This is a genomic window from Ruegeria sp. C5 (assembly GCF_056537605.1).
On record NZ_JBQFRX010000001.1, the window covers coordinates 1,273,051 to 1,299,953 of the forward strand.

The 26,903-nt window shown below is 57.1% G+C and carries 23 protein-coding genes; 11 read left to right on the forward strand and 12 right to left on the reverse strand.

Features of this window, described 5'->3' with window-relative positions; all coding sequences use genetic code 11:
* Positions 1-59: 59 nt before the first annotated feature.
* From ACR0AW_RS06470 to ACR0AW_RS06480, 3 genes are all read right to left on the reverse strand, one after another.
* Positions 60-1,514, reverse strand: coding sequence for an NAD(P)(+) transhydrogenase (Re/Si-specific) subunit beta (locus tag ACR0AW_RS06470; RefSeq protein WP_170404102.1), 1,455 nt, complete (start codon positions 1,512-1,514; stop codon positions 60-62).
* 13 nt (positions 1,515-1,527) lie between these two features.
* A complete protein-coding gene (locus tag ACR0AW_RS06475) occupies positions 1,528-3,099 on the reverse strand; it encodes a Re/Si-specific NAD(P)(+) transhydrogenase subunit alpha (RefSeq protein WP_170733173.1) in 1,572 nt (523 codons plus the stop codon).
* 132 nt (positions 3,100-3,231) lie between these two features.
* Complete coding sequence (locus ACR0AW_RS06480) at positions 3,232-3,681, reverse strand: methyltransferase family protein (RefSeq protein ID WP_170397122.1); 450 nt, start codon at positions 3,679-3,681, stop codon at positions 3,232-3,234.
* Positions 3,682-3,877: 196 nt separating this feature from the next.
* On the opposite strand from ACR0AW_RS06480, the gene kynU reads away from it, so the two are divergent.
* Positions 3,878-5,071 (forward strand): kynureninase, encoded by a 1,194-nt coding sequence (gene kynU / locus ACR0AW_RS06485; protein ID WP_170597038.1) that lies wholly within the window; start codon positions 3,878-3,880, stop codon positions 5,069-5,071.
* On the opposite strand, the gene ACR0AW_RS06490 is transcribed toward kynU, so the two are convergent.
* Complete coding sequence (locus ACR0AW_RS06490; protein ID WP_170733174.1) at positions 5,064-5,642, reverse strand: TetR/AcrR family transcriptional regulator; 579 nt, start codon at positions 5,640-5,642, stop codon at positions 5,064-5,066. The genes kynU and ACR0AW_RS06490 overlap by 8 nt on opposite strands.
* A 99-nt stretch (positions 5,643-5,741) precedes the next feature.
* Here ACR0AW_RS06490 and ACR0AW_RS06495 point away from each other — a divergent pair, with 99 nt between their 5' ends.
* Both ACR0AW_RS06495 and ACR0AW_RS06500 read left to right on the forward strand, forming a co-directional pair.
* Positions 5,742-6,206 carry a (2Fe-2S)-binding protein gene (locus ACR0AW_RS06495; protein WP_170397127.1) on the forward strand — a complete coding sequence of 155 codons (465 nt, stop codon included), beginning with the start codon at positions 5,742-5,744 and terminating at the stop codon, positions 6,204-6,206.
* Between the two features lie 3 nt (positions 6,207-6,209).
* Complete coding sequence (locus ACR0AW_RS06500; protein ID WP_170733175.1) at positions 6,210-8,450, forward strand: molybdopterin cofactor-binding domain-containing protein; 2,241 nt, start codon at positions 6,210-6,212, stop codon at positions 8,448-8,450.
* Positions 8,451-8,501: 51 nt separating this feature from the next.
* Here ACR0AW_RS06500 and ACR0AW_RS06505 read toward each other — a convergent pair whose 3' ends face one another.
* From ACR0AW_RS06505 to ACR0AW_RS06520, 4 genes are all read right to left on the reverse strand, one after another.
* Positions 8,502-9,842 (reverse strand): autotransporter outer membrane beta-barrel domain-containing protein, encoded by a 1,341-nt coding sequence (locus ACR0AW_RS06505; RefSeq protein ID WP_170733176.1) that lies wholly within the window; start codon positions 9,840-9,842, stop codon positions 8,502-8,504.
* A 403-nt stretch (positions 9,843-10,245) separates the two neighbouring features.
* Complete coding sequence (locus ACR0AW_RS06510; RefSeq protein WP_170397133.1) at positions 10,246-11,025, reverse strand: gamma-glutamyl-gamma-aminobutyrate hydrolase family protein; 780 nt, start codon at positions 11,023-11,025, stop codon at positions 10,246-10,248.
* 134 nt (positions 11,026-11,159) lie between these two features.
* On the reverse strand, positions 11,160-11,585 hold the full coding sequence (locus ACR0AW_RS06515) for a GlcG/HbpS family heme-binding protein (RefSeq protein ID WP_170466015.1): 426 nt from the start codon (positions 11,583-11,585) through the stop codon (positions 11,160-11,162).
* Positions 11,586-11,666: 81 nt separating this feature from the next.
* Positions 11,667-13,802 (reverse strand): malate synthase G, encoded by a 2,136-nt coding sequence (locus ACR0AW_RS06520; RefSeq protein ID WP_170733177.1) that lies wholly within the window; start codon positions 13,800-13,802, stop codon positions 11,667-11,669.
* Positions 13,803-14,006: 204 nt separating this feature from the next.
* On the opposite strand from ACR0AW_RS06520, the gene pepN reads away from it, so the two are divergent.
* The 6 genes from pepN to ACR0AW_RS06550 all read left to right on the forward strand — a co-directional run bounded on the left by pepN (position 14,007) and on the right by ACR0AW_RS06550 (position 21,899).
* Positions 14,007-16,562, forward strand: a complete 2,556-nt coding sequence (pepN, locus tag ACR0AW_RS06525) for an aminopeptidase N (protein ID WP_170733178.1) — start codon at positions 14,007-14,009, stop codon at positions 16,560-16,562.
* Positions 16,559-16,987, forward strand: coding sequence for a hypothetical protein (locus tag ACR0AW_RS06530; RefSeq protein ID WP_170397141.1), 429 nt, complete (start codon positions 16,559-16,561; stop codon positions 16,985-16,987). The genes pepN and ACR0AW_RS06530 overlap by 4 nt, the downstream gene beginning before the upstream one ends.
* A gap of 126 nt (positions 16,988-17,113) precedes the next feature.
* Positions 17,114-18,373 carry a hypothetical protein gene (locus tag ACR0AW_RS06535; protein WP_170733179.1) on the forward strand — a complete coding sequence of 420 codons (1,260 nt, stop codon included), beginning with the start codon at positions 17,114-17,116 and terminating at the stop codon, positions 18,371-18,373.
* A 77-nt stretch (positions 18,374-18,450) separates the two neighbouring features.
* The gene (gatB, locus tag ACR0AW_RS06540; protein ID WP_170424174.1) at positions 18,451-19,962 is read left to right on the forward strand and encodes an Asp-tRNA(Asn)/Glu-tRNA(Gln) amidotransferase subunit GatB; all 1,512 of its coding nucleotides are present in this window, start codon (positions 18,451-18,453) and stop codon (positions 19,960-19,962) included.
* Positions 19,963-20,115: 153 nt separating this feature from the next.
* Positions 20,116-21,354: a peptidase T gene (gene pepT, locus ACR0AW_RS06545; RefSeq protein ID WP_170733180.1), complete on the forward strand. Its 1,239-nt coding sequence runs from the start codon at positions 20,116-20,118 to the stop codon at positions 21,352-21,354.
* A 98-nt stretch (positions 21,355-21,452) separates the two neighbouring features.
* Positions 21,453-21,899 carry a DUF4177 domain-containing protein gene (locus ACR0AW_RS06550; protein ID WP_170733181.1) on the forward strand — a complete coding sequence of 149 codons (447 nt, stop codon included), beginning with the start codon at positions 21,453-21,455 and terminating at the stop codon, positions 21,897-21,899.
* A 271-nt stretch (positions 21,900-22,170) separates the two neighbouring features.
* On the opposite strand, the gene ACR0AW_RS06555 is transcribed toward ACR0AW_RS06550, so the two are convergent.
* Positions 22,171-22,413 (reverse strand): glycine zipper 2TM domain-containing protein, encoded by a 243-nt coding sequence (locus tag ACR0AW_RS06555; RefSeq protein ID WP_170733182.1) that lies wholly within the window; start codon positions 22,411-22,413, stop codon positions 22,171-22,173.
* Between the two features lie 582 nt (positions 22,414-22,995).
* Positions 22,996-23,922 (reverse strand): DMT family transporter, encoded by a 927-nt coding sequence (locus ACR0AW_RS06560; RefSeq protein WP_170733183.1) that lies wholly within the window; start codon positions 23,920-23,922, stop codon positions 22,996-22,998.
* 548 nt (positions 23,923-24,470) lie between these two features.
* Here ACR0AW_RS06560 and ACR0AW_RS06565 point away from each other — a divergent pair.
* Positions 24,471-25,163, forward strand: coding sequence for an SOS response-associated peptidase (locus ACR0AW_RS06565; protein WP_170733185.1), 693 nt, complete (start codon positions 24,471-24,473; stop codon positions 25,161-25,163).
* Positions 25,163-25,501 (forward strand): hypothetical protein, encoded by a 339-nt coding sequence (locus tag ACR0AW_RS06570; RefSeq protein ID WP_170733186.1) that lies wholly within the window; start codon positions 25,163-25,165, stop codon positions 25,499-25,501. The genes ACR0AW_RS06565 and ACR0AW_RS06570 overlap by 1 nt, the downstream gene beginning before the upstream one ends.
* A gap of 12 nt (positions 25,502-25,513) precedes the next feature.
* Here the strand turns inward: ACR0AW_RS06570 and ACR0AW_RS06575 are convergent, their stop codons facing one another.
* Entirely contained in the window at positions 25,514-25,753 is a 240-nt protein-coding gene (locus ACR0AW_RS06575; RefSeq protein WP_480438793.1) for a thermonuclease family protein, read from the reverse strand.
* Between the two features lie 182 nt (positions 25,754-25,935).
* Positions 25,936-26,877 carry a RadC family protein gene (gene radC, locus ACR0AW_RS06580; protein WP_170776344.1) on the reverse strand — a complete coding sequence of 314 codons (942 nt, stop codon included), beginning with the start codon at positions 26,875-26,877 and terminating at the stop codon, positions 25,936-25,938.
* Between the last annotated feature and the right edge of the window lie 26 nt (positions 26,878-26,903).

Genomic DNA, 26,903 nt, shown 5'->3' on the forward strand with positions numbered 1-26,903 from the left:
TCATCACAAAAGAAAAGGGCGCCCTCAGGCGCCCTTTGCAATCAGATTGTCCCTTCTGATCAATCGATCATGGGCAACAGCTTGTCGAGCGAAGCCTTGGCGTCGCCATAGAACATGCGGGTGTTCTCCTTGAAGAACAGCGGGTTCTCGATGCCCGAATAGCCGGTGCCCTGACCACGCTTGGACACAAACACCTGCTTGGCTTTCCAGCATTCCAACACCGGCATCCCGGCGATGGGGCTGTTCGGGTCTTCCTGCGCCGCAGGGTTCACGATATCGTTCGAGCCAATCACGATGGCCACATCCGTATCCGGGAAGTCGTCGTTGATCTCGTCCATCTCCAGAACAATGTCATACGGCACCTTCGCCTCGGCCAGCAGCACGTTCATGTGGCCCGGCAGACGACCGGCAACGGGGTGGATCGCAAAGCGCACGTTCTTGCCCTTGGCGCGCAGCTTGCGGACCAGCTCGGACACCGACTGCTGCGCCTGCGCCACGGCCATGCCGTAGCCGGGGATGATGACGATACTATCTGCGTCATTCAGCGCTGCAGCTACGCCATCTGCCTCAATGGCAATCTGCTCGCCCTCAACAGCCATCTGCTCGCCTTGCGGGCCACCAAAGCCACCTAAGATCACGCTGACAAAGTGACGGTTCATCGCCTTACACATGATGTAGGACAGGATTGCACCAGACGAGCCCACCAATGCACCAACCACGATCAGCAGGTCGTTGCCTAGCGAGAAGCCGATGGCCGCAGCCGCCCAACCCGAATAGCTGTTCAGCATCGACACAACCACCGGCATGTCGGCCCCGCCGATGCCCATGATCAGGTGATAACCGATGAACAGCGCTGCCAGCGTCATCAAGAACAGCGGGAAGAAACCGCCCGAATTGGTGTACCAGATCAGACAGATCAACGACAAAGCAGCCGCACCCGCGTTCAGAGCATGACCGCCCGGAAGCTTGGTCGCCGCCGAGGTCACCTTGCCCGCCAACTTGCCATAAGCCACGACCGATCCAGTAAAGGTGATCGCACCGATGAAGATACCGAGGAACAGCTCAACATGCAGGATCGCCAGTTCGGCCGCGGTCTTCTTCGCGATCAGCTTGGCGAACGCCCCCAGATCGGACAGGTCCGCCTGAGACGCGCTGTCAGCAATCGCCATGACTTGCGCCACATTGCCGATCTCGAAATGGGCATTGAATCCCACGAACACAGCCGCGAGACCCACCAGCGAATGCATCGCGGCCACAAGCTGCGGCATCTCGGTCATCTGCACGCGTTGCGCCACATACTGACCGATCAGACCACCGCCCGCGATCAGCAGCAACGACAGCAGCCACAGGCCTGAACCCGGACCAACCAGCGTGGCAAAAACCGCCAGCGCCATACCAACAATGCCATACCAGACCGCCCGCTTGGCGCTTTCTTGGTTCGACAATCCACCCAGAGACAGGATGAAAAGGACAGCCGCAACGACATAGGCGGCAGTAGTGAAGCCAAATTCCATTTGCCCGGCCTCCTTAAGATTTCTGGAACATGGCGAGCATGCGCCGGGTTACGAGGAAGCCGCCGAAGATGTTGATTCCGGCCATGAAGACGCTAAGCGCTGCCAGCAGAATGACAAGGAAAGATCCTGATCCGATCTGCATTAAGGCCCCAACGATAATGATCGACGAGATCGCGTTGGTGATCGCCATCAGTGGTGTGTGCAGGCTGTGGCTCACATTCCAGATCACCTGGAAGCCCACAAAGATCGCCAGCACAAAGACGATGAAATGCTGCATGAAGCTGGCCGGAGCGATCAACCCCACCAGCAACATCAACGCACCGCCGACGCCCAGCAACGTGAACTGTTGCTTGGTCTGCGCTTTGAAGGCCGCGATTTCCTGCGCCCTTTTCTCTTCCGGTGTCAGTTCCTTGACCTCGGCCTTAGGCTGTGCCGCAATCGCCTGCACCTTGGGCGGAGGTGGCGGGAAGGTGATCTCGCCCTCATGGGTCACGGTCGCGCCACGGATCACGTCATCTTCCATGTCGTGATTGACCTTGCCGTCCTTCTCGGGTGTCAGGTCAGCCATCATGTGACGGATATTGGTCGCGTACAGAGACGATGACTGCGCCGCCATCCGGCTGGGGAAGTCGGTATAGCCGATAATGGTCACGCCATTGTCGGTCACGATCTTCTCATCCGGCACCGTCAATTTACAGTTGCCGCCCTTTTCCGCTGCAAGGTCAACGATGACCGAACCCGGCTTCATGCTCTCGACCATATCTTTGGTCCAAAGCTCAGGTGCCTCACGGTTGGGGATCAGCGCCGTGGTGATGACGATGTCCATCTCGGGCGCCAGTTCCCGGAACTTGGCAAGCTGGGCGTTGCGGAATTCTTCCGACTGGACCGATGCGTAGCCACCAGTCGATGCACCGTCCTGCTGTTCTTCCTCAAAATCCAGATAGACGAACTCAGCCCCCATGGATTCGACCTGCTCGGCCACTTCGGGGCGCACGTCGAACGCATAGGTGATCGCACCCAGCGAGGTTGAGGTCCCAATCGCGGCCAGACCAGCCACACCGGCACCAACGATCAGCACCTTGGCAGGCGGCACCTTACCGGCCGCCGTCACCTGACCGGTGAAGAAACGGCCAAAGTTGTTGCCTGCCTCGATCACAGCACGGTACCCGGCGATATTGGCCATCGAAGACAGCGCGTCCATCTTCTGCGCGCGCGAGATACGCGGGACCATCTCCATCGCGATCACGGTCGCGCCCTTGGATTTGGCGGCCTCCATCCCATCTTCATTCCCAGCCGGGTTAAAGAAGGAAATCAGGGTCTTATCCTTGGTCAGACGCTTCAGTTCGGTGGCATCGGGCTGACGCACCTTGGCAACAATATCCGCCGCCTTCCAAAGCGAGGCGGCGGTCTTCATGACCTCAACGCCTGCGGCTTCATATGCGGCGTCCGAAAACCCCGCAGCAGCGCCTGCACCCTTTTCGATCAGGCACTCATAGCCCAGTTTCTGCAACTGCACAGCCGAGTCCGGAGTCATCGCGACCCGGTTCTCGCCCTTGTACGTTTCCTTTGGCGTCCCAATTTTCACCAGTCGGTTCCCCCTAATTTTTGATTCAGGCCAGGTGGGTGTTCAGCATAGAATGACAAGCAGACATGTATCCTGCGCAAGATTATTTCGCAAGCGCAGCAATTATGACGCTGTGTCATGATGACCACACCCTTATATCCAGCGCCGGGTCTTGCGTTCATACCGGGCGAAATCGGCGCGGAATGTGCGGCGCAGACGGTCTTCCTCGGGTATGATAAAGCGGCGTTCCAGCACCCAGACAAAAACCGGGATCAGCACCAGCGACAACACCGCGTCAAAACGCAGGATCAGCCCGGTCAGGATCAACACATCACCCACATAGATTGGATTGCGGCTGCGCTTATAAATCCCGGTCTGCACCATGGTCGAGGGTGTTTCGTGCGGAAAGACCGTGGTTTTGTGCCGGCGGAACTCGATTACCGCCATCACGGCCAGAATGATACCGCCACCGATTAGTATGCCGCTGAGCAGATCTGTCACCGCCCCATCCAGAGACAACCCCAGCGGCAACACGCGGGCCTGGACCCAGGCGAGCAAGGCAAAGCCCACAAGCCAAACAGGTGGTATGTCGATCAGGCGCATGGCTGTCCCTTCACGCGGCGACACATGGTGGCAGATGTCGCTTCTGATCGCTCTCCTATCGTTTTCTGACCGCATTGGCAAAAGCGCAGGGTGTCGCATCGACCCAGGGCGCTGGACAACCCGCACCAATAGACAGACACAACGGTATCAGATAGCCAGTTACAACCTGACTGTTTCAGAAAGACAAAGCCTCGCCATGACCGATTTCGCCAAAACCAAATCCATGTTTCACCTGCCCGAGGGTGTTCTTTATCTCGACGGTAACTCTCTGGGCCCGTTGCCGAAATCAGCCGGTGACCGTGTCGGAAGCATGATGAAGGACGAATGGGGTCAGTTGCTGATCACCGGCTGGAACAAAGCCGGGTGGATGGGTATGCCGACCGGCCTGGGGGATCGGATCGGACGGCTGATCGGGGCAGAGCCCGGCAGCGTCGTGGTGGGCGATACTCTGTCGATCAAGGTTTATCAGGCGGTCGCCTCAGCGCTGGAGCTGAACCCGACCCGCAAGGTGGTCCTGTCGGACAACGGCAACTTCCCGTCGGATCTTTACATGGCAGATGGGCTGTTGCGATCACTGGGGACGGATTACGAACTGCGCGTGGTCGATCCCGAAAACGTCGCTGCACATATCACCGAAGAGGTCGCCGTTCTGATGCTGACCGAGGTCGATTATCGCTCCGGCCGTATGCATGACATGAAGGCTTTGACCGAACTGGCCCACGCGAACGGTGTCGTGACCGTCTGGGACCTTGCCCATTCTGCGGGGGCAATCCCGGTCGATCTGTCCGGTTGCAACGCGGATTTCGCTGTTGGCTGCACGTATAAGTACCTCAATGGCGGTCCCGGCGCGCCAGCGTTCGTCTATGTCGCTCCGCGTCTGTCGGATCGCGTGCGCCCGGCGCTTTCGGGCTGGTTGGGGCATGAAGCCCCCTTTGCCTTCGATCTCGACTATCGCCCCGGCGCGGGAATCGAGAGGATGCGGGTCGGAACCCCTCCGGTCATTCAGATGGCAGCGCTGTCGGCAGCGATGGATATCTGGGACATGGCTGAAATGGCCGATGTGCGCGCCAAGTCAATCGAATTGACCGAATTATTCATTACCCGGGTTGAGGCTACCTGCCCGGGATTGACACTCGCAAGCCCCCGCGATCCAGCCCAGCGCGGAAGTCAAGTATCGTTTCATTTTGATGAAGGATACGCTGCCATGCAGGCTTTGATCGCGCGTGGCGTGATCGGCGATTTCCGAGCGCCCGATATCATGCGGTTTGGCTTCACACCGCTATATGTCGATGAAGGGGATGTAGAACAGGCCGCCCAAATTCTGGCCGATATCATAACCAACAAGCTGTGGGACAAACCGGAATACAAAATCCGTCAGCGCGTCACCTGACCTCAAGCGCCGCGCCCAAAAGCGTGGCCAATTGCGAAATGCCTTGTTCGAACTCTTCAGCGCTGGAGGCTGTCATCTTGACGCCCTTCAGCGATGTGGTGATTGTCTTTGCGGCCTCATCCGGGCCGACAGGCAAATGCGCGCGACCTGCCGCATCCTCGCGCCGTAACCATTCGGCGTAAAGTCGCGTCAATTTGGCCTCGCCCTCCTGAACGATATCCGTCGACATGGATTTGGTCGCGTCCAGCATTTCAAGCCCATGAGGTGAGGCCAAAATTTCAGCCATCCCGTTTGATTGCGCCTCGATCGCCTGAGCGAGGATCTGAGGCAAAGGACCTTCGCTGGCCAAGGCTTCAGCGACTAGGGTAACTTTCTCGCCATAATAAAACTGCGTCAGTTCGCTAACGATGGCCTCTTTATTCTTGAAATGCAGATAGACCGCAGGCCGGGACATCCCTGCCCCTTTGGCAATGTCATCCATCGAAGTTTTCTTAAACCCATAGGTCGCAAAGGCCTGAAATGCCGATTTCAGAATGGCCGCTGTCTTGGAATCTTCACTTACACTCGTCATGCGAGAACCTCTGACACTTCTTGTTCATTTTGTCAATTGACAAGCTGACACATTTCATTAATTATGTCAGAAACCAGCCAAAGCTAAGAGAGGTGCGCCATGGCGACGGCCCTTAAGATCAACGGAAAGACCCATCAGGTTGATCTGCCTGATGATGTGCCCTTGTTATGGGTTCTGCGTGATGAGGTTGGACTAACCGGTACCAAGTTCGGCTGTGGTGTGGCTGCCTGCGGTGCCTGCACCGTTCATATTGATGGTGAGGCCGTGCGGTCCTGCCAGGTAGCGCTCTCGGATGTTTGGGGTGATGTCACCACGATCGAGGGGCTTGGCACGCCTGACGCCATGGCAACGATCCAGAAGGCCTGGGTTGACCACCAAGTGGCCCAATGTGGTTACTGCCAGTCGGGCCAGATCATGCAGGCCGCATCGCTACTGGCTGAAAACCCGGCCCCAACGGACGAAGACATCGACGATGCGATGCAAGGCAACCTTTGCCGCTGTGGCACCTATCCTCGCATCCGCGCGGCCATCCATGATGCCGCTGCCAAGTTGAAGGAGGCTTGAGCCATGGGACGTATCGGTAAAATCGTTCGCCGCACATTCCTGATCGGATCTGCCGCCATCGTAGGTGGAGTGGCCTTCGGTGCCTACTACGTCACGCGTCCAGCTGCGAACCCGCTGAAACCGCGTGACAGGGAAACCGCGCTTAGCCCCTTTGTTCTGATCGACCAGCAGGGCGTGACCCTGTTCGCGCCCCGCGCTGAAATGGGTCAGGGCGTTATGACCACCTGGGCAGCACTGATCGCCGAGGAGCTGGATGTTGAGCTGGACGAAATCCGTGTGCTGCACGGACCTGCTGCTGCCGCCTATTACAACCATGCTCTTATGGGGGAAAGCCTGCCAGGCAAGGGCTATGACATCTCGGATTTCCAGCACAATCTGGGTGAGGCACTGGGTGTTCTGGGCAAAACGTTAAGCCTGCAGGTTACCGGCGGCTCAACCTCGATGAAAGACGGGTTCGAACGGATGCGGATGGCCGGCGCTACTGCGCGAGAAACCTTGAAGCAGGCTGCCGCGGACCAACTGGGGGTCGATCGCGATCAACTCATGACCGAAAATGGTGCTGTGGTTGCCCCGGATGGCACGCGCATTCCCTATAGCGAACTGGCCGAGGCCGCAGGCCAGATCGAACCGCCCGAGGTTTCCTTGCGTGATCCGTCCGAATGGCGTTTGATCGGCAAATCCCTGCCCCGCGTCGACATTCCGGGCAAATCCACCGGCACCGCCACCTTTGGCATCGATGTAAGGCCAGAGGGCCTGAAATTCGCCTCGGTCCGCATGAACCCCAAGCTGGGCGGGGCAATGAACGGCTTTGACGCCAGTGCTGCAGAAGCTATGCCCGGCGTTGAAAAGATCGTCGATCTGGGCACGGGCGTCGCGGTGATTGCCAACAACACTTGGCTTGCCATGCAGGCGGTCGAGGCGATTGACGTGGATTGGGGCGATGCCCCCTATCCGCCCGATACTGATGCGGTATTCGCGCAAATTGCCAAGGCGTTTGATGACGCCCCGAACTCGACCATGCGCGATGAAGGCGATGTCGAAACGCTTCCTGAAGGTGCCACCGAGATTACGGCAGAATATACCGTGCCCTATCTGGCCCACGCCACAATGGAACCGATGAACGCCACGGCGCTCTATACCAGTAACAAGCTGGACCTGTGGTGCGGCAATCAGGCCCCGACCCTGATCCAGATCCGCGCAGCCAACACCGCCGGTCTAGATACCGAAGCGGTTGAGATTCACACCACCTATCTGGGCGGCGGTTTCGGCCGCCGGGGCGAGTTGGATTTCGGCGAGATCGCCACAAAGGTCGCCATGGCCATTCCAGGCACCCCTGTGCAAACGACGTGGAGCCGCGAAGAGGATATGCGTCACGATTTCTACCGCCCCGGCGCGATGGCGCGCATGCGGGGGGCAGTGAAGGATGGCAAGGCCGTTCTGATCGACGGTAAGGTTGCTTCGCAATCCCCGACCCACCAAGCGGTCGAACGTGTGACGGGTTTCTCTGGCGGCGGCCCCGACAAGGTTCTGGTCGAAGGCTTTTTCAACCAGCCCTACGCGGTGCCGAACTACAGAATGAGTGGTCACGTTGCCGATTTGGCTGTACCGGTTGGTTTCTGGCGCTCGGTCGGCAACAGCCACAATGCCTTCTTCCACGAGACCTTCCTGGATGAAATGGCCCATGCCGCCGCGCGCGACCCGCTGGAGTTCCGGCTGGAGTTGGCGAGGTCCGAGTTCGCCCCGGCTGCGGGGTGCCTGGAGGCCGTGAAAGAGATGTCAGGCTGGACCGGCAAAACCCCCGATGGTGTCGGACGTGGCGTGGCAATGGCCTACAGCTTTGGCACCCCGGTCGCACAGGTCATCGAAGTGGTGGACGAAGACGGCACCATCCGCATCAACAAGGCCTGGATCGCCTGCGATGTCGGCTTGGCTTTGGATCCGGCGACGGTCGAGGCGCAGATGATCGGCGGCATGATCTACGGATTGTCTGCCGCCGTTCAAGAAGAGATCACCTTTGCCGATGGTGAGGTCGAACAGTATAATTTCCCGGATTATGATGCGTTAAGGATGCAAAGCACACCGATCACGGAAGTCCGGATACTCGAGACCAACAAACATCTGGGCGGTGTCGGTGAACCGGGGACACCGCCGTCGATGCCCGCTTTGGGCAACGCGCTGTTCGACCTGACCGGCCAACGCGCGCGCAGCTTGCCGCTGAACAAGCAGTTCGACTTGCTCGTATGATCAATTTGCGCCGACCCGGCTCTGGGTCGGCGCTCGCTCTTCCTGATGGCCTTAGAAGTTGACAGAGAGAAAGATTTCAGCTTCCGTCGCTTCAAAATCACTTTCGAACATGTCGAGATATCCGATTGAAGCCTCCAGAAACACCGTCTTGCTTGTGCGTCCTCTCACACCCAAACGGGTTGACCAAACAACATCATTGTCAGTGTTTGCAACTGTTCCACCCCCTAAGTTCTCGCGTTCAAACCAATAGGTCGCGCTGAGCGATGCATAAGGTGAAATGACAGAGCTGCCATTGAAGAACGGACGACTTACTTCGACCTCGGGCGTTAGGGCACTGTATTTTGCTTCTTGGATTTCACCAATAAACTCGGCTGGATTTCCCAGATACGTCCCGGTGAGATCGTAATCCTCGGCACTGTAATTATAGTAATCAAACGAGATCGACGGACGAATTAAGTAAGCTCCAGCCTCATATTGTCCGATTGCCTCGAGATTCGCGCGCCAACGGGTGCGATCAAAATCACCGCTCAGCTCCAGCACATCCACATCCGTGGAGAAGCGACCGATCGTGGCGAGACCGTTTAGAACCCACCTCTCAGACATCCGCCAGGCGAAATAGGGTCCGATCGCGAATCCCGAAGCATCCTGAGAAAACTGCCCCTGAAAGCCGTCCAGCTGAGTGTTTTCGTATTCAAGCTGCAAACCAAGCACGAGGTTTTCTTGGACAAGACGGTCGATCCCAATTTCGAAAAAGCTGTCGTTCACATCCAGTTCGCTGTTTCCACGGGTGTCTTCAATGTCTGTGTAGGTGAAATTGGTCCATACATTCCAAACAGATTCTGGCCCAAACTCGCGCCCCTCCGTCAGCGGAGGGCCGACAACCGGATCGCACAAGGCAGGGTCAAGCTTACCCGTCGCATCCGCCACGCAGGCTTGGTCATCGCCCGATGGTCGCCCACTTACGTAGAGCGGATTAACGGGTCGACCTGTCTCGCCTATGTTGCCAATTCCACCGCCCGACCCTCCGGAACCGCCACCAGAGCCACCACCGGATCCGCCACCAGAGCCACCACCGGATCCGCCCGAGCCGCCGCCACCGCCGAAGCCACCCCCGGAACCGCCGCCTCCAAAGCCGCCCCCGCCTCCGAATCCGCCACCTGATCCACCCGAGCCGCCGCCACCGCCGAAGCCACCCCCGGAACCGCCGCCGGATCCACCCGAGCCGCCTCCGTTTCCTCCCCCGCCGCCACCATTGCCACCACCCCAACCCGGCAGGGTCCAATCTCTTTTTTGGTTTTGCGTATCGATCAGACAGTCGCGCCCATTTGGTGCCCCTCCGCGTTTGAACAGACGATGAACGCCCCCTGATCCATTAGATACGAAGGGAGACAAGCTTAGATGAACTCCAGGCCGAGATCGGCTCCAGGTATCAACGGTCGTGTTGCCCTGTGCAGCCTCCAGACGAAAAGCACCGCTTTCCGTCTGCGATAACCACAATGAGGATGAAGAGTCAGGTGTTCGCCCGATGTAAAGCAGGTCTCCGGCCGAGCTGCATTGTTGCGCATGCCCAGCAGTTCCCAGGACCGCCGAAAAAAGTGCCGCAGGAACGAATTCTCTTAAACCGCGAGGGTACTTTCCTGAAAAGCTGTGCATGAACTTCTCCGAACCCAGTCAGATTTGAATATGGCCAAGGGTATCTCGGCGCAAATTCGCGGTTCAGGGAAGAAATCCAATTATCTTTTTATTCGAATGTTGCCGGCAAACCTTAGAACGATCCATCGACAGATTGGCGTGACTATGCAGACTGCCGGATCGCCCCGACCGTTTTCGCGTTTTTCCAATCGTATACGGCGCGACCAAATTCCTTGAACAATGGCCGCGAGACCGGGTCATTCGCCGCGTCCCATTCAGGGTGCCATTGGACCGAAAGGGTAAAGCCGGGGGCATCCTCGACATAGATCGCCTCGGGCGTGCCATCAGGCGCGTGGCCATCGATCACCACATTCTCGCCCAGCGTCTTGATCCCTTGTCCGTGTAACGTATTGGTCATCACTTCGGCCGCGCCCAGCAGGCGGTGGAACACACCACCTTCGGTTAGCGACACGACATGGCGCAGAGCAAACTTCTCCTCCAAAGTGCCGTCGGGTGGCATCCGGTGGTTCTGACGCCCCGGGAGGTCACGAATCTCAGGGTAGAGCGTACCACCCAAGGCGACGTTTACTTCTTGAAACCCGCGACAAATCCCAAAGAACGGCTGGCCTCGCTCAGCACAAGCCCGGATTAAAGGCAGCGTGATTGCATCCCGCGCGCGGTCAAACTCACCATGCGCCTCGGTCGCGGGCTCGCCATATTCTTCGGGGTGAACGTTCGGACGGCCGCCGGTCAACAGGAAGCCGTCGCAAACCTCGAGCAACTCATCAACCGCTACATAACGCGGGTCGGCGGGGATCAGTAGCGGCAGACAGTCAGACACGTTCGAGACCGCCTCGGAATTCATCGTTCCGCCCGCATGGGTCGGATACTGATCATTCATCAGATAAGAGTTGCCGATTATTCCAACGACGGGGCGCGCCATTCCAAGTCCCTTGTATCGCTCATTTCCTGCAAAACCTATCGGCAGGTTTGGCCGCGCGCAACGGCACAGACCCTGCATGGTAGCGCAAGCGCGTGTTCAGCGACGCACATCCCTGATGAAGTTCGATAAAGGGGTCAGATCTCGCCCGTCAACCCAGCGGCTTCGATACCTGCCAACGCGGCCGCTGCGTCATTATCCGAAGTGTCGCCGGTTACACCTACGGCACCAACCACCGCACCCTTGCGGTCACGCAGCAGCACACCGCCAGGAACCGGAACAACCTGACCGCCATAAACCCCGTTCACGGCCGCCATGAAATAGGCCTGCCCTTCGGCCCGCTGCATCTGCGCGGTCCCCGCCATACCTAGCATTACCGATCCGTAAGCCTTGCCATGTGCGATTGCAAAACGCCCCGGCGCGGCGCCATCTTCGCGTTCGAACGAGATCACGTGGCCTCCGGCGTCCAGGACAACAACCGAGAGCGGTTTCAGCTCCATCTCGCGCCCTTTTTCCAGAGCTTTACGAATGATGGTCCGCGCTTTGCGCAATGAAATGTTCATGCCCGATCCTTTTCATCTGGCCAAAAATACCTTCGGGGGAGCACGAGGGGGCAGACAGCCCCCTCGTTCCTGCCCTTGCCCCTAGCTCAAACTTGCCTTCAGTTCCAGGCGACGGGCGTGCAGCACAGGCTCGGTATAACCCGAGGGCTGCACCCGCCCCCGGAACACCAGATCACAAGCCGCCTGAAACGCCACCCCGTCAAAACCCGGTGCCATGGGCCTGTAGGCCGGATCGCCTTCGTTCTGACGGTCCACTACCGCGGCCATTTTCTGCATCGCCGCCATCACCTGTTCCTGACTGACCACATCGTGGTGCAACCAGTTGGCCAGAGCCTGCGAAGAAATCCGGCAGGTCGCGCGGTCCTCCATCAGACCTATGTCGTTGATATCCGGAACTTTCGAACAGCCAACACCCTGATCAATCCAGCGCACAACATAGCCCAAGATTCCTTGTGCGTTGTTTTCGATCTCACGGGTGATCTCACCAGCGCTGAGATTACGCCCGCCCAGCAGAGGTATGGTCAGCAGATCATTCAACGTACCACGAGCCCCACCAGCGGCCAATTCATCCTGGCGCGCCATCACATCGATCTTGTGATAGTGGGTTGCGTGAAGCGTTGCCGCAGTAGGTGACGGCACCCAGGCGCAGGTTGCACCGGATTGCGGGTGGCCGATCTTGGTCGCCAGCATGTCCGCCATCCGATCGGGCATGGCCCACATACCCTTGCCAATTTGCGCTCTGCCTTTCAGGCCGCAGACCAGTCCGATATCCACATTGCGATCCTCGTAAGACGCAATCCATGGCGTATCCTTGATATCGCCCTTCGGCAGCATCGGGCCTGCTTCCATAGAAGTATGAATCTCATCCCCCGTCCGATCCAGGAATCCGGTATTGATAAAGGCCACGCGCGATTTTGCGGCCCGGATGCATTCCTTGAGGTTGGCCGATGTGCGCCGCTCTTCATCCATAATGCCCAGCTTCACCGTATTGCGTGGCAGGCCCAGGATGTCCTCGACCATGTCGAAAATCTCGACCGAAAACGCCACCTCCTCGGGCCCGTGCATCTTGGGTTTGACCACATAGACCGACCCCTTGACCGAGTTCCCGCCCTCGCGCTTCAGGTCATGCATGGCGATCAGCGTTGTGCAGAGCGCGTCCATCAAACCTTCACCAATCTCGCGCCCTTCGGCATCCAGCACTGCGGGGTTCGTCATTAGATGGCCCACATTTCGCACCAGCATCAGCGACCGACCTTTCAGAGTGGCTGGCGTGCCATTCGGAGCCATGTAGGCCAAATCCCCGGCAAGCTTGCGCGTGAAGGTTGTGCCGCCTTTCGTAACCTCTTCGGTCAGGTTGCCGGCCATCAAGCCAAGCCAGTTTCCATAGGCCAACACCTTGTCGGTCGCGTCGACACAAGCAACAGAATCCTCGCAATCCATGATGGTCGAAAGCGCGGATTCCAAACGGACATCAGAAATACCTGCAGGATCGGTGGCGCCAATTGTGCTATGCGCATCAATCCTGACTTGAATGTGCAACCCGTTGTTGCTTAGCAATACAAACTCCGGTGCTTCAGCTGCGCCAGCGTAGCCTGCGAACTGAGACGGGTCGGCGAGCTTCGGCATCAGCGCACCGTGCTTAACGCTTAACCCGGAGACCTCCGCCCAGGACCCTTCGGATAGCGGCACAGCCTCATCCAGGAACGCCTTCGCCCAGGCGATGACCCGCGCACCGCGCCCGGCGTCATAAGCCTTGCCTGTCGGCAGATCGCCTAACGCATCTGTTCCATAAAGCGCATCATATAAACTGCCCCAGCGCGCATTTGCGGCATTCAACGCAAAGCGCGCGTTGGTGATCGGCACAACCAATTGCGGTCCGGGGATTAGCGCGATTTCAGGGTCGACACTGGCTGTCTCGATCTCGAAATCGTCGCCTTCCTCTACCAGATACCCAATCTCACGCAGAAAAGACTGATATTCAGCCGCGTCAATGGGCAACCCCCGCCGCGCCGCGTGCCAGCCATCGATCCGGCCCTGAATGTCAGCCCGCTTGTCCAGCAGCGCCCGGTTTTTCGGCCCAAGTTCATTGGCCAAGCGCGCCAGACCCGCCCAGAAATCAATTGCCGAAACTTCCGTGCCCGGCAGCGCCTTCTGTTCGATGAAATCCACCAGAACCGGGTCAATCTGCAGCCCGTTGCGGGTCTCTCTGCTGCTCATATTCCGAATCCCCTACGATTGTGTGCCATTGTATGCGCTCCTCAATTAGGGCGTTCGTTTCCGATAGGCAACTTCTGTCCCGACATGAGGGGCATTTGACCCAGCGCGAACCGTCTCAAATGAACAGCGGCAATGGCACATCGGTTGCAGCGTCCGCGCGAAGCCCATAACGTCTCGCCAGATTCCCAGTCGATGAGGCCCCCGATGCGCGACGCCGCCCCCACAACGATTTATCTGAAAGACTACACTCCGTTCGGGTTTCTAGTGGACAGTGTGCATCTGACCTTCGATCTGGCCGCACACGCCACTCGCGTCACTTCCCGCATCGCCTTCCGCCCGAACCCCGAGGCGACCGACCGCACGTTTTTTCTGCATGGCGAAGAGCTAAAGCTGATCCGTGCCGCAATTGATGGCGACGTGATCGCGCCTGAGGTGACCACCGAAGGCCTCACCGCAACGGTTCCAGACGCGCCTTTCGTGTGGGAGGCCGTGGTCGAGATCGATCCCGGCAACAACACCGCGCTTGAGGGGCTGTATATGTCGAACGGCATGTATTGCACCCAATGCGAGGCCGAAGGGTTTCGCAAGATTACCTATTATCCCGACCGCCCCGATGTGATGAGTGTATTCACCGTACGCATTGTATCCGACACACCGGCGGTTATGCTGTCCAATGGCAACCCGGTCATTTCTGATTGGAACAGCGCGGAATGGCACGATCCTTGGCCAAAACCAGCCTATCTCTTTGCACTCGTTGCTGGAAATCTGGTGGCCACGTCAGACAACTTCACCACCAAATCCGGTCGCGACGTCGAACTAAATCTCTGGGTCCGCCCCGGCGATGAAGGCAAATGCGCCTTTGGCATGGAAGCCCTTAAAAAGTCAATGAAATGGGATGAGGACGTCTATGGCCGCGAATACGATCTGGACGTGTTCAACATTGTGGCCGTGGACGATTTCAACATGGGCGCTATGGAGAACAAGGGGCTGAACATCTTCAACTCCTCCGCCGTTCTAGCCAGCCCTGAAACCTCGACCGATATGAATTTCGAACGGATCGAGGCGATCATCGCACATGAGTACTTCCACAACTGGACCGGCAACCGCATCACTTGCCGTGACTGGTTCCAGCTGTGCCTGAAAGAGGGCCTGACTGTGTTCCGCGACGCGCAGTTCACTTCGGATATGCGCTCGGCCCCTGTAAAACGTATCCACGATGCCATCGACCTGCGCGCGCGGCAATTCCCCGAAGATAACGGGCCACTCTCGCACCCGGTCCGCCCCGAAAGCTTTCAGGAAATCAACAACTTCTACACCTCAACCGTCTATGAAAAAGGCGCCGAGGTGATCGGGATGCTGAAACGGCTGGTCGGGGATGAGGCCTACAGCAAAGCACTGGACCTGTACTTCGATCACCACGACGGGCAGTCCTGCACGATCGAAGATTGGCTGAAAGTATTCGAAGACACTACGGGCCGCGACCTGACCCAGTTCAAACGTTGGTACAGCCAATCCGGTACCCCCCGTGTCTCAGTTGCCGAAGACTGGACTGATGGCACCTATACCCTGACGCTGCGCCAACGGACCGAGCCGACGCCGGGTCAAGAGGACAAGCAACCTCAGGTCATCCCTATCGCTGTGGGTCTGCTTAGTCCAAACGGGGACGAGATACGTGCGACCGAAGTGCTGGAACTGACCGAAGCCGAGCAGAGTTTTATCTTTACCGGTCTCGCGGCCAAACCTGTGCCCTCGATCCTGCGTGATTTCTCGGCCCCTGTGATCCTTGAACATGAGATCAGCAATGCCGAACGCGCCCTCCTTCTGGCTCATGACACCGACCCGTTCAACCGCTGGCAGGCAGGGCGGTCGCTAGCCGAGGACACCCTGCTGCGCATGATCACCGATGAGGCAACGCCTGATACCGACTACCTTGACGGCTTGCTGGCAGTGCTACGGAATGAGGCGCTGGACCCGGCCTACCGGGCACTGATGCTGGGTCTGCCGACGCAATCGGAACTGGCCGCAACACTATTTGACAAGGGCATCACCCCCGACCCGATGGCGATCTGGCGAGCGGTTGAGACTTTGCGTCAAGCCACGGCGCAACACGTTCAAGACCTGCTCCCTCGTCTGAACAGTGAAACGCTGGTGGACGCGGCTTATCAGCCGGACGCTGAACAATCAGGCAAACGCGCCTTGGGCAGCGCGGCGCTTGCGCTGACCTCGAGACTGGATGGAGGTGCCAAGGCCGCAGAGCAATATGCACGTGCTGACAACATGACCCTGCAGTTGGCCGCGTTGTCTTGTCTGCTACGCGCGGGCAAAGGCGAACGTGAGCTGGCCGCCTTCTATGATCAATGGCAGCATGACCGGCTGGTCATGGACAAGTGGTTCGCCATGCAGGTCTTGATGACCGGACCGGAAAAATCGGTTGAGACCGCGCACAGGTTGACCGAGCATGCTGATTTTAATTGGAAAAACCCAAATCGTTTCCGCGCCTTGATGGGATCCCTGGCAGGCAACCACGCAGGCTTCCACCAAGCGAACGGAGCAGGTTACGCGCTGCTGGCAGACTGGTTGATCCGACTTGATCCAGTAAACCCGCAGACCACCGCCAGGATGTGCAGCGTGTTCCAAACTTGGAAACGCTATGACGCCGACCGTCAGGCCTTAATACTTGCACAACTGAATCGCATTGCCGACACGCCGAACCTGTCCCGGGACACGACCGAAATGGTCACGCGCATCTTGGGCGCATGACCGCGTTTACGTTCACTCGACAGAACCGAAATCAGCGAACGGTTCTGATCCTGATCGGCGTTTACGCGATGTTGATCGCTTTGATGATCCTGCTGAACGCGGTCTGGTGGCTGATGGCGCTTCTGGCCCTGACTACCCTGCCCGCGCTGTGGGATGTCATCAAGGACACCAGCGCAGGTATGGAGCTGACCGATGAAACCCTGCGTTGGCACACCGGCCAACGTCAGGGACAACTCAAGCTGTCCGAGGTGGATCGATTCCGGTTTGACACGCGGTGGGATTTCTCGGTGCGCGTCTCAGCGGTTCTGAAATCCGACAAACGCGTGCGTTTACCCGATGAATCACTGCCACCACACAAGCAATTCGAAATGGTCCTGAATCAGGCGGGATTCGCGGTCGAACGACATCATTTTAGAGTTTTCTGAAACGATTCATGGAGTCTGGGCCACATTGGCACCTGAATCGCGGGTTCTCCGCGACGCAGTCTTGATTTGAGCAGATTTTTTGGCAAACTGGACGGGTTACAAGTTTGTTCCAGTTCGAGTTTTGCCATGTTTTGGTCTTTGAAGGCTTTTGCCGCCCGTATTGTCGGTTCTTCTGATCCCACCCCTACACCTCTGCCTGCGTCCGTCGCCGATGCTACTGCATGGCTTGTCGCCTCGGGGCAGTTGAACATCCCAATCGCAGAATCAGATGAAAATGATGCGATCGGGCATCAGGTGATCGAACGTGGCCGCCATCTGGCGCGGCAGGATATGTGGGCAGAACTGTCGCTGGAGATGCGCGCTGCAGATGAGGGGCGCAAGGCTACCCCTTGCGGGCAGCCGATCTCCGAGCTGTTGGCATTTGGGGCCCGGTCCGATGTGGTTTTGGCGGCCGAGCACGCGCTGTCGGACGGCAAAGCACTGTCAGACTATGATCTGCTGGGCGGGATCTCGGAATTGGAAGGCGAGATTCAGAACCATCCCGATGATCCGATGATCACGCTTGTGGTTGCCTTGGCCCATATCGATTTGGCGTGGGCCTGGCGCGGGACGGCGCACCCGGACACGCTGCCGGCGCTGCACCAATCCCGTTGTGCCGCGCATTTCGACCGGGCTGCTGCGCTGCTTCCGAAATGCCGCGCTGCGCTGCCCGACAGTCCGGCGATTGCTGCAGCGGATTGCGCCTTGCTGGCAGGACACATTGATCCGCGCACCCGCGTTGCTGATAAATACGAGGCCCTGATCACGCTGGATCCCCAGAACCATCGCCACATGCGTGCGATGGGCAGCCACCTGCTGCCGCGCTGGTTCGGCAGCTATGAACAGCTTGAGGTGCAAGCCTTGCGAAACGCCGCACGGACCCAGAAAAATTGGGGTGCGGGTGGGTATACCTGGGTGCAATTCGACGCCATCGCGCTGGATGACGAGGCCTGCGCGCGGGTGGATGTCGAATACTTCATTGAAGGTTTGCGCGATATCGTTGCACGTCGTCCGGATCAGCAGACAATCAACCTGCTGGCGGCCTATTGCTCTGTCACACTGCAGAACAGAATGGGCCAGAACCCGCGCGCCGATATCGCCCGCAAACAGATTTGCGAGGCCGCAAACTGGCTGATCCGCGATCACATGACCGAACTGCATCCGCTGATCTGGGCCCATGCGGCTAACGGGTTCAATAACAGCCTTCGCGTCAACTCGGCCGAGCGTTTTGCCGCCCGTGGTCGCCGCGATGCGCTGAAGGCGATCGCCAATCTGTTGCGGGATGAGTTGCGCAGTGGGCAGAGTGTGACCTTTACACCGTCGGGGCTGCAGTTCTCGGGGAACTAAAGCGCCATTGCCCCTTGCCCCTTTGGCGCGCCGGGCCTAATACGCAGGCTTAGACTTCTGCGGAAATGAGGCGCGCCATGCTCGACCTGACATACGAAATGCCCAAACCCAAAACCATTGCCGGGGCCAAGCACGATTGGGAACTGGTGATCGGGATGGAGGTGCACGCTCAGGTCTCATCCAATGCCAAGCTGTTCTCGGGTGCATCAACCCAATTCGGGGCCGAGCCGAATTCGAACGTGGCCTTCGTGGACGCTGCGATGCCCGGCATGCTGCCAGTGATCAACGAGTATTGCGTTGAACAGGCCGTGCGCACCGGGCTGGGTCTGAAAGCGGATATCAACTTGAAATCGGCGTTTGACCGCAAGAACTATTTCTACCCAGACCTGCCGCAGGGTTACCAAATTTCCCAGCTTTATCAGCCTATTGTGGGTGAAGGCGAAGTGCTGGTCGAAATGGGTGATGGAACCGCGCGTATGGTACGGATCGAGCGTATCCACATGGAGCAGGACGCGGGCAAATCGATCCACGACATGGACCCGCATATGTCCTTTGTCGACCTGAACCGGACCGGTGTGTGCCTGATGGAGATCGTTTCGCGCCCCGATATTCGTGGCCCAGAAGAGGCCGCGGCTTACATCGCCAAGCTGCGTCAGATCATGCGTTACTTAGGCACCTGCGACGGCAATATGCAGAACGGCAACTTGCGGGCGGACGTAAACGTTTCGATCTGTTTGCCGGGTGCTTACGAGAAGTATCAGGAAACACAGGACTTTTCGCACCTGGGCACGCGCTGCGAGATCAAGAACATGAACTCGATGCGGTTCATCCAGCAGGCGATTGAGGTCGAAGCCCGCCGTCAGATCGCAATCGTCGAAGCGGGTGGCGAGATTGATCAGGAAACCCGTCTGTATGACCCGGACAAGGGTGAGACACGCTCGATGAGATCTAAAGAAGAGGCGCATGACTATCGCTACTTCCCTGACCCCGATCTGTTGCCGCTGGAGATCGAACAGGCATGGGTGGATGACATCGCCGCCAATCTGCCCGAGCTGCCAGACGATAAAAAAGCTCGTTTTATCAGTGCGTTCGGCCTGACCGACTATGACGCATCGGTGCTGACCGCCGAGGTGGAATCAGCGGCTTATTTCGAAGAGGTCGCCAAGGGGCGCAGCGGCAAGCTGGCCGCGAACTGGGTCATCAACGAACTGTTTGGTCGCCTGAAAAAAGAAGACCACGACATCACCGAGTCTCCGGTGTCTCCGGCTCAGTTGGCGGGTATCATTGATCTGATTTCGTCGGATGCCATCTCGGGCAAGATCGCCAAGGATCTGTTCGAAATCGTCTATACCGAAGGCGGTGACCCGGCGCAGATCGTTGAAGACCGCGGCATGAAACAGGTGACAGATACCGGCGCGATCGAGGCCGCTTTGGACGAGATCATCTCGGCCAATCCGGCACAGGTTGAGAAGGCCAAGGTGAACCCGAAACTGGCCGGTTGGTTCGTCGGTCAGGTGATGAAGGCCACCGGCGGCAAGGCCAACCCGAAGGCCGTTAATGAATTGGTCAGTAAAAAGCTGGGTTCGTAAATCTTCCGAGTTGTACAAACCCCGGACAGGGGTTTGTTCGACTTGTACATAACGAAAACTTAATTTCAGAGCGCTCAAATCGGGCAAGCCATCGGCTTGACTCCCCGCCTGAATGCGCATTCTCATCTCGCCAAGTCAGAGAGGTGAGCATCTATGAAAAATCGTTTCGATCAGGAACTGGAAACCCGGTTGGTGCGCTATGCCGCCATCGACAGCCAGAGCGATGAGACCTCGCCATCGACCCCCAGCACCGAAATCCAGTTCGACATGCTGAACCTGCTGAAGCAAGAGCTTACCGAAATCGGTGCGCAGGATGTTGAGATGACTGGTGACAGCGTCGTGGTGGCAACCATCCCTGGTACGGCCGAAGGACCGACCATCGGGTTTCTGGCGCATGTAGACACCGCGCCTCAGTTCAACGCAACCGGGGTCAAGCCGCGGGTGATCAAGGGGTATAATGGCGGCGAGATTACATTCCCCGATGACCCCGATCTGGTGCTTTCGCCCGAAGAACACCCCTATCTGGCCGAGAAGATCGGGCATGACCTGATCACCGCCTCAGGCACCACGCTACTGGGGGCCGATGACAAGGCGGGCGTTTCGATCCTGATGACGATGGCGCGACACCTGCTTGAGAACAAGGACGTGCACCACGGTCCGATTCGCATCGCTTTTACCCCGGATGAAGAGATCGGGCGCGGTGTTACCGAACAGCTGCCCAAAGATCTGGGCGCGGATTTCGCCTATACGCTGGACGGGCAGGAACTGGGTGAGATCGAATTTGAAAGCTTCTCGGCCGACCGCGCGGTGATCAAGATCACCGGTGTGTCGATCCACCCCGGATTGGCCAAGGACAAAATGGTAAACGCGGCGCATTTGGCGGCAAAGATCGTGCAGACCTTGCCTCAGGCGACGATGACGCCCGAAGTGACAGACGGGCGCGAAGGGTTCATCCATGTGACCGACATGAATGGCGGCTCATCCGAGATGGAGATCAAGCTGATCCTGCGCGATTTCGAGATGGAGGCGTTGGAAGCCCAGCGCGATATTGTCCGTCAGGTCTGCGCCGCTGTGCAGGCGACCGAACCACGTGCGACCATCACTTGCGATATCAGTCATCAGTACCGCAACATGCGTTATTGGCTGGAAAAGGACATGACCCCGGTCGATCTGGCGCGCGACGCTTGTCGGGAACAGGGGATCGAGCCCGTATCTGTCCCGATCCGGGGTGGCACCGACGGCTCGCGCCTGACCGAGTTCGGCACACCAACACCGAATATCTTTACGGGCATGCAGTGCATTCACGGTCCGCTGGAGTGGATCTCGGTCCAGGATATGGCGGTCGCGACCGAAACCTGCCTGTCGCTGGTCAGCAAGGCAGCGCGGAGCTAAGGCAACAGTGCGGGCCGAAATTCGCCAATGCGTGATCTTGGCTTTCACCCGCCTGCCAAAATGTTAATTTGATCGGGTCAGGCAATCAGGACCAATTGATGCAGCGCTACGAATACAAAGTTGTCCCCGCTCCGCAAAAAGGCACCAAAGCGAAAGGCGTTAAAACGCCCGAGAGCCGGTTTGCCACCTCGATCGAGCAATTGCTGAACCAGTTGGGTCAGGACGGCTGGGAATACCAACGCGCCGAACTGCTGCCCAGCGAAGAACGTTCGGGCCTGACCGGATCGACGACCAACTGGCGGAATGTTCTGGTGTTTCGTCGGGCAATAGCGCTGGAAGAACCCGAACAGACCGAACCTGTGGATGAGGGCACCGCCCCAACCGCGCGCGCAGTTCCAGGCCCCGAGGAGGTATTGGCCAAAACACCTGCCGCCCCTGCCCCGATATCGGAAGAGCCTGAGGACCCGCCCTTGTCTCTGAAACCTTCGGACGAGGTGGTGGCCGAGGACGAGCACCCCGAGCAAGTGCGCCCATCCGGGTCGTGATTGGATAACAATCAACCGAAAGACACCGCATGAAGGGGCAAGGCACTGATACCCTGCCCCATAACGGTTATGCTTTGTCAGTTCCGACCCGCGAACCCCATTGGCGAGAAACAACGCAGTTAGGGTGTTGCTGCTAAGCCAACTGACCTTGCATTTCGCACACCTGCGAAACTTGGCGCGCAGCCACCAGACAAGGGGACCTAAATGTCCTGCGAAGCCAATATTTGCGGAGCAAAACAAGGCTGGGGTACGAGGGTTTACTGCAAGGTTGTTAATTGCACGCTGCCTGGCCTGCATACATCCCAACGCCTGCACCTGCTGCAGTCGCGAGTGTCTTACCTGTACCGCCACCGAACCGATTTCCAACGACTCCCCCAAGGGCAGCGCCACCAAGGATTCCGGCAGCACAGCGAGCGTCATGCTGTACTTGCGCCTGAGTTGGCGTCGTCGGAGCCCCGCAAGCAGCCAAGAGCAGTGAGGTCGCAAGCGCACAGGTTAACAGTGCTTTGTTCATCTCGATTGCCTCTCAAATACCAAATAGTTATCTGAGTAAGTGGCTCTGGCGCGTCTAGCGTACAAGATATCAGCGTCTGTTTGATTCGAGATTAATCAAAACTTAATAAAGAAGACTAACGGTCGAGCGCTTATGGTGCGACGCGCCAAACTCGTACCCCCTCATTGAAATCGCTAATCCCATCACGACGCGCCGCACCTGCTTGTTATCGGTGCAGCGTGTTTGAATTGTGTCTGAGATAAGAAAATAAGAGGTCTACGGGAATCCCCCAATTTCGGACAAGGCGCTAACGGGGTAGATTGGGTTTAACGGAACAACACTACCACTCCGGATACCCCCTCAAGAGAGAGGGGCTGGCTAAGACCCCCTCATCCAGCCCCTCACCACCTTCACTCTCAATCATTTGTGAGACGGTGGGTTCTTCCCCTTCTCCCGAACCGGGAGGCCCGCACAGTATAGCACAAAAAACCCGTCATATTCAGCCCGCCATAAATGGGGGGTGTTCGGCAGGCCTATTGTCAGCAAATTTCGAGTTCTGCACTAACACATCGACTTGGTCGGATGTCGGCTATTAGCCCACTACTAACGTCTCGGTGAATTTGCGAGCACGGTAGATACGGTGCGCGTCTTTCTACTTCTTGTAATCACGATTGCGCCCAACACTAAGGCACATGCCAAAGCTTGAAGCAAAGAGATGGCTTCTCCAAAGGCAAAAAATCCCACGGCAAACATCGTAGGTAACTCGATGCTCCCGACTACTGCAGTTTGGGAAGCTCCGATGACAGGTGAGCAAATCGTGTAAATTAGCTGGGGCACGAACGCGGTGACTAGTCCAATACCAGCTATGAGAAGCCAATCAGATTGCTCGCGCGGGAGAAGCTCTCCAACGTCAGCACCGAGAATGAGCGGAGCGAGGCCAAGAACAGACCCTAGAGAAACTGACGCTATGCGCGCTAATGGCGCAATCCGTGACAACCTGTGCACCAGGACGCAAATTCCGAAGCCAAACCCGAATGGAGCGGCAAGTGATATAAGCAGCGTTGGTACATGCTCTGTAGGGACTGACGCGGGCGAACCAGCAATGACAGCCGCGACCACAATCAGAGCAGCGGCCAACATGGCGCGTCGCGTGGGTGCATCGCTAAACACAGCCCAGGCAATGACTAGGGTGAACACCGGATAGGTCATGTATAGCACACCCACTGTCGATGCGGGCAACTTCTCCAGCGCCGTCACATATCCGATCCAACCAAGTCCCATTATGGCTCCGGCTGACAGGCCCCAAGTTATCTCTCGCCATGCTTTTCGGTGCAGGATGAGAACAGGAAGCAGAAGGAATGCCGCAACAACATAGCGATAAAATGCGACAGCATAAGGCGCGACGCCCTGTTCAGTCAGGTTACGGCTAAAATAGGGAACCAGTCCGAAACAGATTGAAGCAAAAAGGACACCAATAACCGCAAGTGCGTTAGGGATCGACGGTCGAATTCGCGCAGATGTCGTTGCCATAATCTGGAGCTATCACGCATTTGATAATTCGTCTTTAGATATTCGACGAGCCACAGCTTTGTCCTGCTTTGCAGCCTTAGCTCCGCTCCCGTCTTGCTGACTTCGAATGTCTGCTACGAGCCCCTAACGCCCCTTTTGCCTCCGACGACCTTCATCTGCCAAAATGTTGAGGACTAACAATAGCGCTACAAATGCGGCGCAGGCCAATAAACCGAGAACCTTGCTCCAAGTGAAGAGAAAGACTGAGACAAGCATCGTGAGCATTGCAGCCGTGAAGACAATCAATGAACTGATTACAAGTCTTAAGGTGGTCTTTGTGGCAAATTCCCAAATCCGTGAATTTTCGATGCTGAGACGAACTTGAAGATATCGGTGCAACAAAAGCTTCATCATATGACTGTGATATCCCTGCGACATTTATTCAAGGCAAAGCGGCTCGTTTGGTTTATTCGTCGGTTGTCCGTTTAGTCCGCACAATTGCCGCCAGTCTCGTCGCCAACCATCAAAAAGTTCACCAAACGTTCCCCCTGTTTTGCTAAGCTCACCGAATGTGCGGACGACTCGGCAGACCCGAAATGACGTGGGCGGAGCTTTATGCTCTGCAGAACTGGATCGTGAACGGCGTTCCTATCCCAACTGAGCGCGATCCAAACGCCAAAGACCTGTCAATGAGCTGGAACGTCAAGCCAACTCAGATGTTGGATTTGGCGTTCATCCATGAAGAGCGACTGATTAGCTCCACGGCCCGCTGGTGGCTTGTACCGCACTGGTTCAAGGAAGACGTGAAACAGTGGAAGCCAACCACTTTCAACGCGAAGATTGAAACAGCGCATGAGCTAGGTTCATTCCGGGTCGCCTGGAAGAGCAGCAGATGCATTATCCCGGCCAGTTTCTACTATGAATGGACAGGCCCAAAGGGGGCCAAACAGCCTTGGGTTATCAAGACAGATACCAATGACCCCTGCATGTATTTCGCAGGCCTCTACTCGCGCCTCTCGTCTGGTCTGAACACCTGCACAATTCTCACTCGCCCTGCGTTGCATCAAATCGAACACATACATGCACGGTCACCGGTAATTCTAACGAACGAGAACCTTGTGCCGTGGATGTCAGGCGAGATTGACCACGACGAAGCGCAGAACTTGGGCACGGAATGGGATGGGCGTATGCGTTATCACAAGGTCGCACCGATTGGCCGCGATGATGACGGGCCGGAGTTAATCGACGTTATCGAGGCGTAATGGTCACGCGCAGCAGATCACCGAAGAAAGCAGCGGATGAGAAGTACTTCCCAATCAGAGTGCGGGTTCAAGTTCCCGAAGAAGGGTTCGGCTACAAGCTTAGTGAGATACATTGCTGGCTAAATACTCATGCCGGACGGGGACGCTGGGGTTGGAATGCTGACAACGTGCTTTCTCGCGGCGCTCGGGATGCGGTGTCATTCTATATGCTGGACGAGCAATTGATTGCGCCGCTCATTGAGGCATTCGAACTGGAGCTTGCACAAGGTGAAGCGGACCTGTGCGGCAGCGGCTCATTCAAACTCATCGCTAAAACAAACTCGGAATGGTGTTCGTAGCTTCGCTGCTCTCTACTGTTTTGTCGGCGTCTTAGCGTATTTTCCCATCGCATAGTCTATCATCCACTGCTTGCTGACCTGTCCCTCTTGGGTTTCCAGTTCGGGAGCATCGACACCTTCAAAGCGAACAGGCGTCCCTTTCTTTCCAAATAGAACAATCGTATCCGCATCTCGGACATAAATATCGGAAGACACAATGCCGTCTGAAGCGCAGCCGGTTAGCAAGGCAATCAGGCAGATAAAGCGTATCAAGACGGTTTTCCTTGCTTTGCAGTATTAGACCGACGTTCTGCTCGCTGATCCAACTTCTTGTTTACCCACCAGGTAAGCACTTTCCCAATCGAGCTTCCGATGAAAACACAAAGCGCCAAAACTAAGATGAGTTCAATCATTGGCATTCTTTCAATGGCAATCGGCGATATACAGCTACGCCGCTAATCGCGCATGAGCAAGCCATTAGCACTAAAGGAATATTCTTCCTTCTTCCCAATGATAACATGGTCATGAATGACAATGCCCATTGTGTCACAGGCATCCATAATTCGTTCGGTCATGACAATATCGGAGTTACTGGGCGTCGGGTCGCCAGATGGATGGTTGTGGACGAGGATGAGCGAACTGGCGTTCAGTTCCAAGGCACGTTTCACAACCTCACGCGGATAGACCGGAACGTGGTCAACTGTACCCTTGGCCTGTTCTTCATCAGCAATCAGAACATTCTTGCGATCCATGTAGAGAACCCGGAATTGTTCAACCTCGCGATGCGCCATTGCGGTTCGGCAGTAGGTCACCAAGTCTTCCCACGACGACACAACATCCCGCTTCATTATCTGTGCCTGCGCCATTCTGTGCCCGAAGGCTTCGACAACGCGCAGGTGATAGAAAACCCATTCGTTAGCCCCATCCACCTTCAGAATACGATGCTTTGATGCCGCAATAACCCCGTTTAGGTCGCCGAACTCTGCAAGCAGGCGTTTTGACAAAGGTTTGACGTCGATCCTCGGGATTGCGTTGAACAACAGCAGTTCCAGTAGCTCATATTCGGGCATTGGATCGTGACCGCCTTTGAGAAAGCGTTGCCGCAGTCGCTCTCGGTGCCCCCAATAGTGAGGCCGGTTAGCGCCGTCGTCGTCCTTAATCAGGCCACCACCAGCAGCATTCTTTCGTGAAAGTCGGTCTCGATACACGTATGACGGCGGGTGTGCAGGTTCAGTTACGGCGTCGGGTGGTGGGCTGCGTGCGTACAGCTCATCCAATCCCTTCAATTCTTCCTCAGAAAAGCCACCTCGCCCATCATGCTTAACTAGCTTGCCGAACCTTTTCCTATCGCGGCTTATGACCTCTTTGAGATTGTCCAGTATCGCCGTTTTCTTCATGGCTACCACTCCATGCACCAATCCCT

What these genes read in the sequence shown, in the direction of transcription:
- ACR0AW_RS06480 (WP_170397122.1), bottom strand. Translation starts at nt 3,681, where the DNA reads ATGCGCCTGATCGACATACCACCTGTTTGGCTTGTGGGCTTTGCCTTG.
- ACR0AW_RS06560 (WP_170733183.1), bottom strand. Translation starts at nt 23,922, where the DNA reads ATGGCAACGACATCTGCGCGAATTCGACCGTCGATCCCTAACGCACTT.
- ACR0AW_RS06570 (WP_170733186.1), top strand. Translation starts at nt 25,163, where the DNA reads ATGGTCACGCGCAGCAGATCACCGAAGAAAGCAGCGGATGAGAAGTAC.
- ACR0AW_RS06510 (WP_170397133.1), bottom strand. Translation starts at nt 11,025, where the DNA reads ATGGCGCGCCCCGTCGTTGGAATAATCGGCAACTCTTATCTGATGAAT.
- ACR0AW_RS06550 (WP_170733181.1), top strand. Translation starts at nt 21,453, where the DNA reads ATGCAGCGCTACGAATACAAAGTTGTCCCCGCTCCGCAAAAAGGCACC.
- ACR0AW_RS06535 (WP_170733179.1), top strand. Translation starts at nt 17,114, where the DNA reads ATGTTTTGGTCTTTGAAGGCTTTTGCCGCCCGTATTGTCGGTTCTTCT.
- ACR0AW_RS06490 (WP_170733174.1), bottom strand. Translation starts at nt 5,642, where the DNA reads ATGACGAGTGTAAGTGAAGATTCCAAGACAGCGGCCATTCTGAAATCG.
- ACR0AW_RS06495 (WP_170397127.1), top strand. Translation starts at nt 5,742, where the DNA reads ATGGCGACGGCCCTTAAGATCAACGGAAAGACCCATCAGGTTGATCTG.
- ACR0AW_RS06520 (WP_170733177.1), bottom strand. Translation starts at nt 13,802, where the DNA reads ATGAGCAGCAGAGAGACCCGCAACGGGCTGCAGATTGACCCGGTTCTG.
- radC (WP_170776344.1), bottom strand. Translation starts at nt 26,877, where the DNA reads ATGAAGAAAACGGCGATACTGGACAATCTCAAAGAGGTCATAAGCCGC.
- ACR0AW_RS06515 (WP_170466015.1), bottom strand. Translation starts at nt 11,585, where the DNA reads ATGAACATTTCATTGCGCAAAGCGCGGACCATCATTCGTAAAGCTCTG.
- ACR0AW_RS06500 (WP_170733175.1), top strand. Translation starts at nt 6,210, where the DNA reads ATGGGACGTATCGGTAAAATCGTTCGCCGCACATTCCTGATCGGATCT.
- ACR0AW_RS06530 (WP_170397141.1), top strand. Translation starts at nt 16,559, where the DNA reads ATGACCGCGTTTACGTTCACTCGACAGAACCGAAATCAGCGAACGGTT.
- kynU (WP_170597038.1), top strand. Translation starts at nt 3,878, where the DNA reads ATGACCGATTTCGCCAAAACCAAATCCATGTTTCACCTGCCCGAGGGT.
- pepT (WP_170733180.1), top strand. Translation starts at nt 20,116, where the DNA reads ATGAAAAATCGTTTCGATCAGGAACTGGAAACCCGGTTGGTGCGCTAT.
- ACR0AW_RS06565 (WP_170733185.1), top strand. Translation starts at nt 24,471, where the DNA reads ATGTGCGGACGACTCGGCAGACCCGAAATGACGTGGGCGGAGCTTTAT.
- pepN (WP_170733178.1), top strand. Translation starts at nt 14,007, where the DNA reads ATGCGCGACGCCGCCCCCACAACGATTTATCTGAAAGACTACACTCCG.
- ACR0AW_RS06470 (WP_170404102.1), bottom strand. Translation starts at nt 1,514, where the DNA reads ATGGAATTTGGCTTCACTACTGCCGCCTATGTCGTTGCGGCTGTCCTT.
- ACR0AW_RS06555 (WP_170733182.1), bottom strand. Translation starts at nt 22,413, where the DNA reads ATGAACAAAGCACTGTTAACCTGTGCGCTTGCGACCTCACTGCTCTTG.
- gatB (WP_170424174.1), top strand. Translation starts at nt 18,451, where the DNA reads ATGCTCGACCTGACATACGAAATGCCCAAACCCAAAACCATTGCCGGG.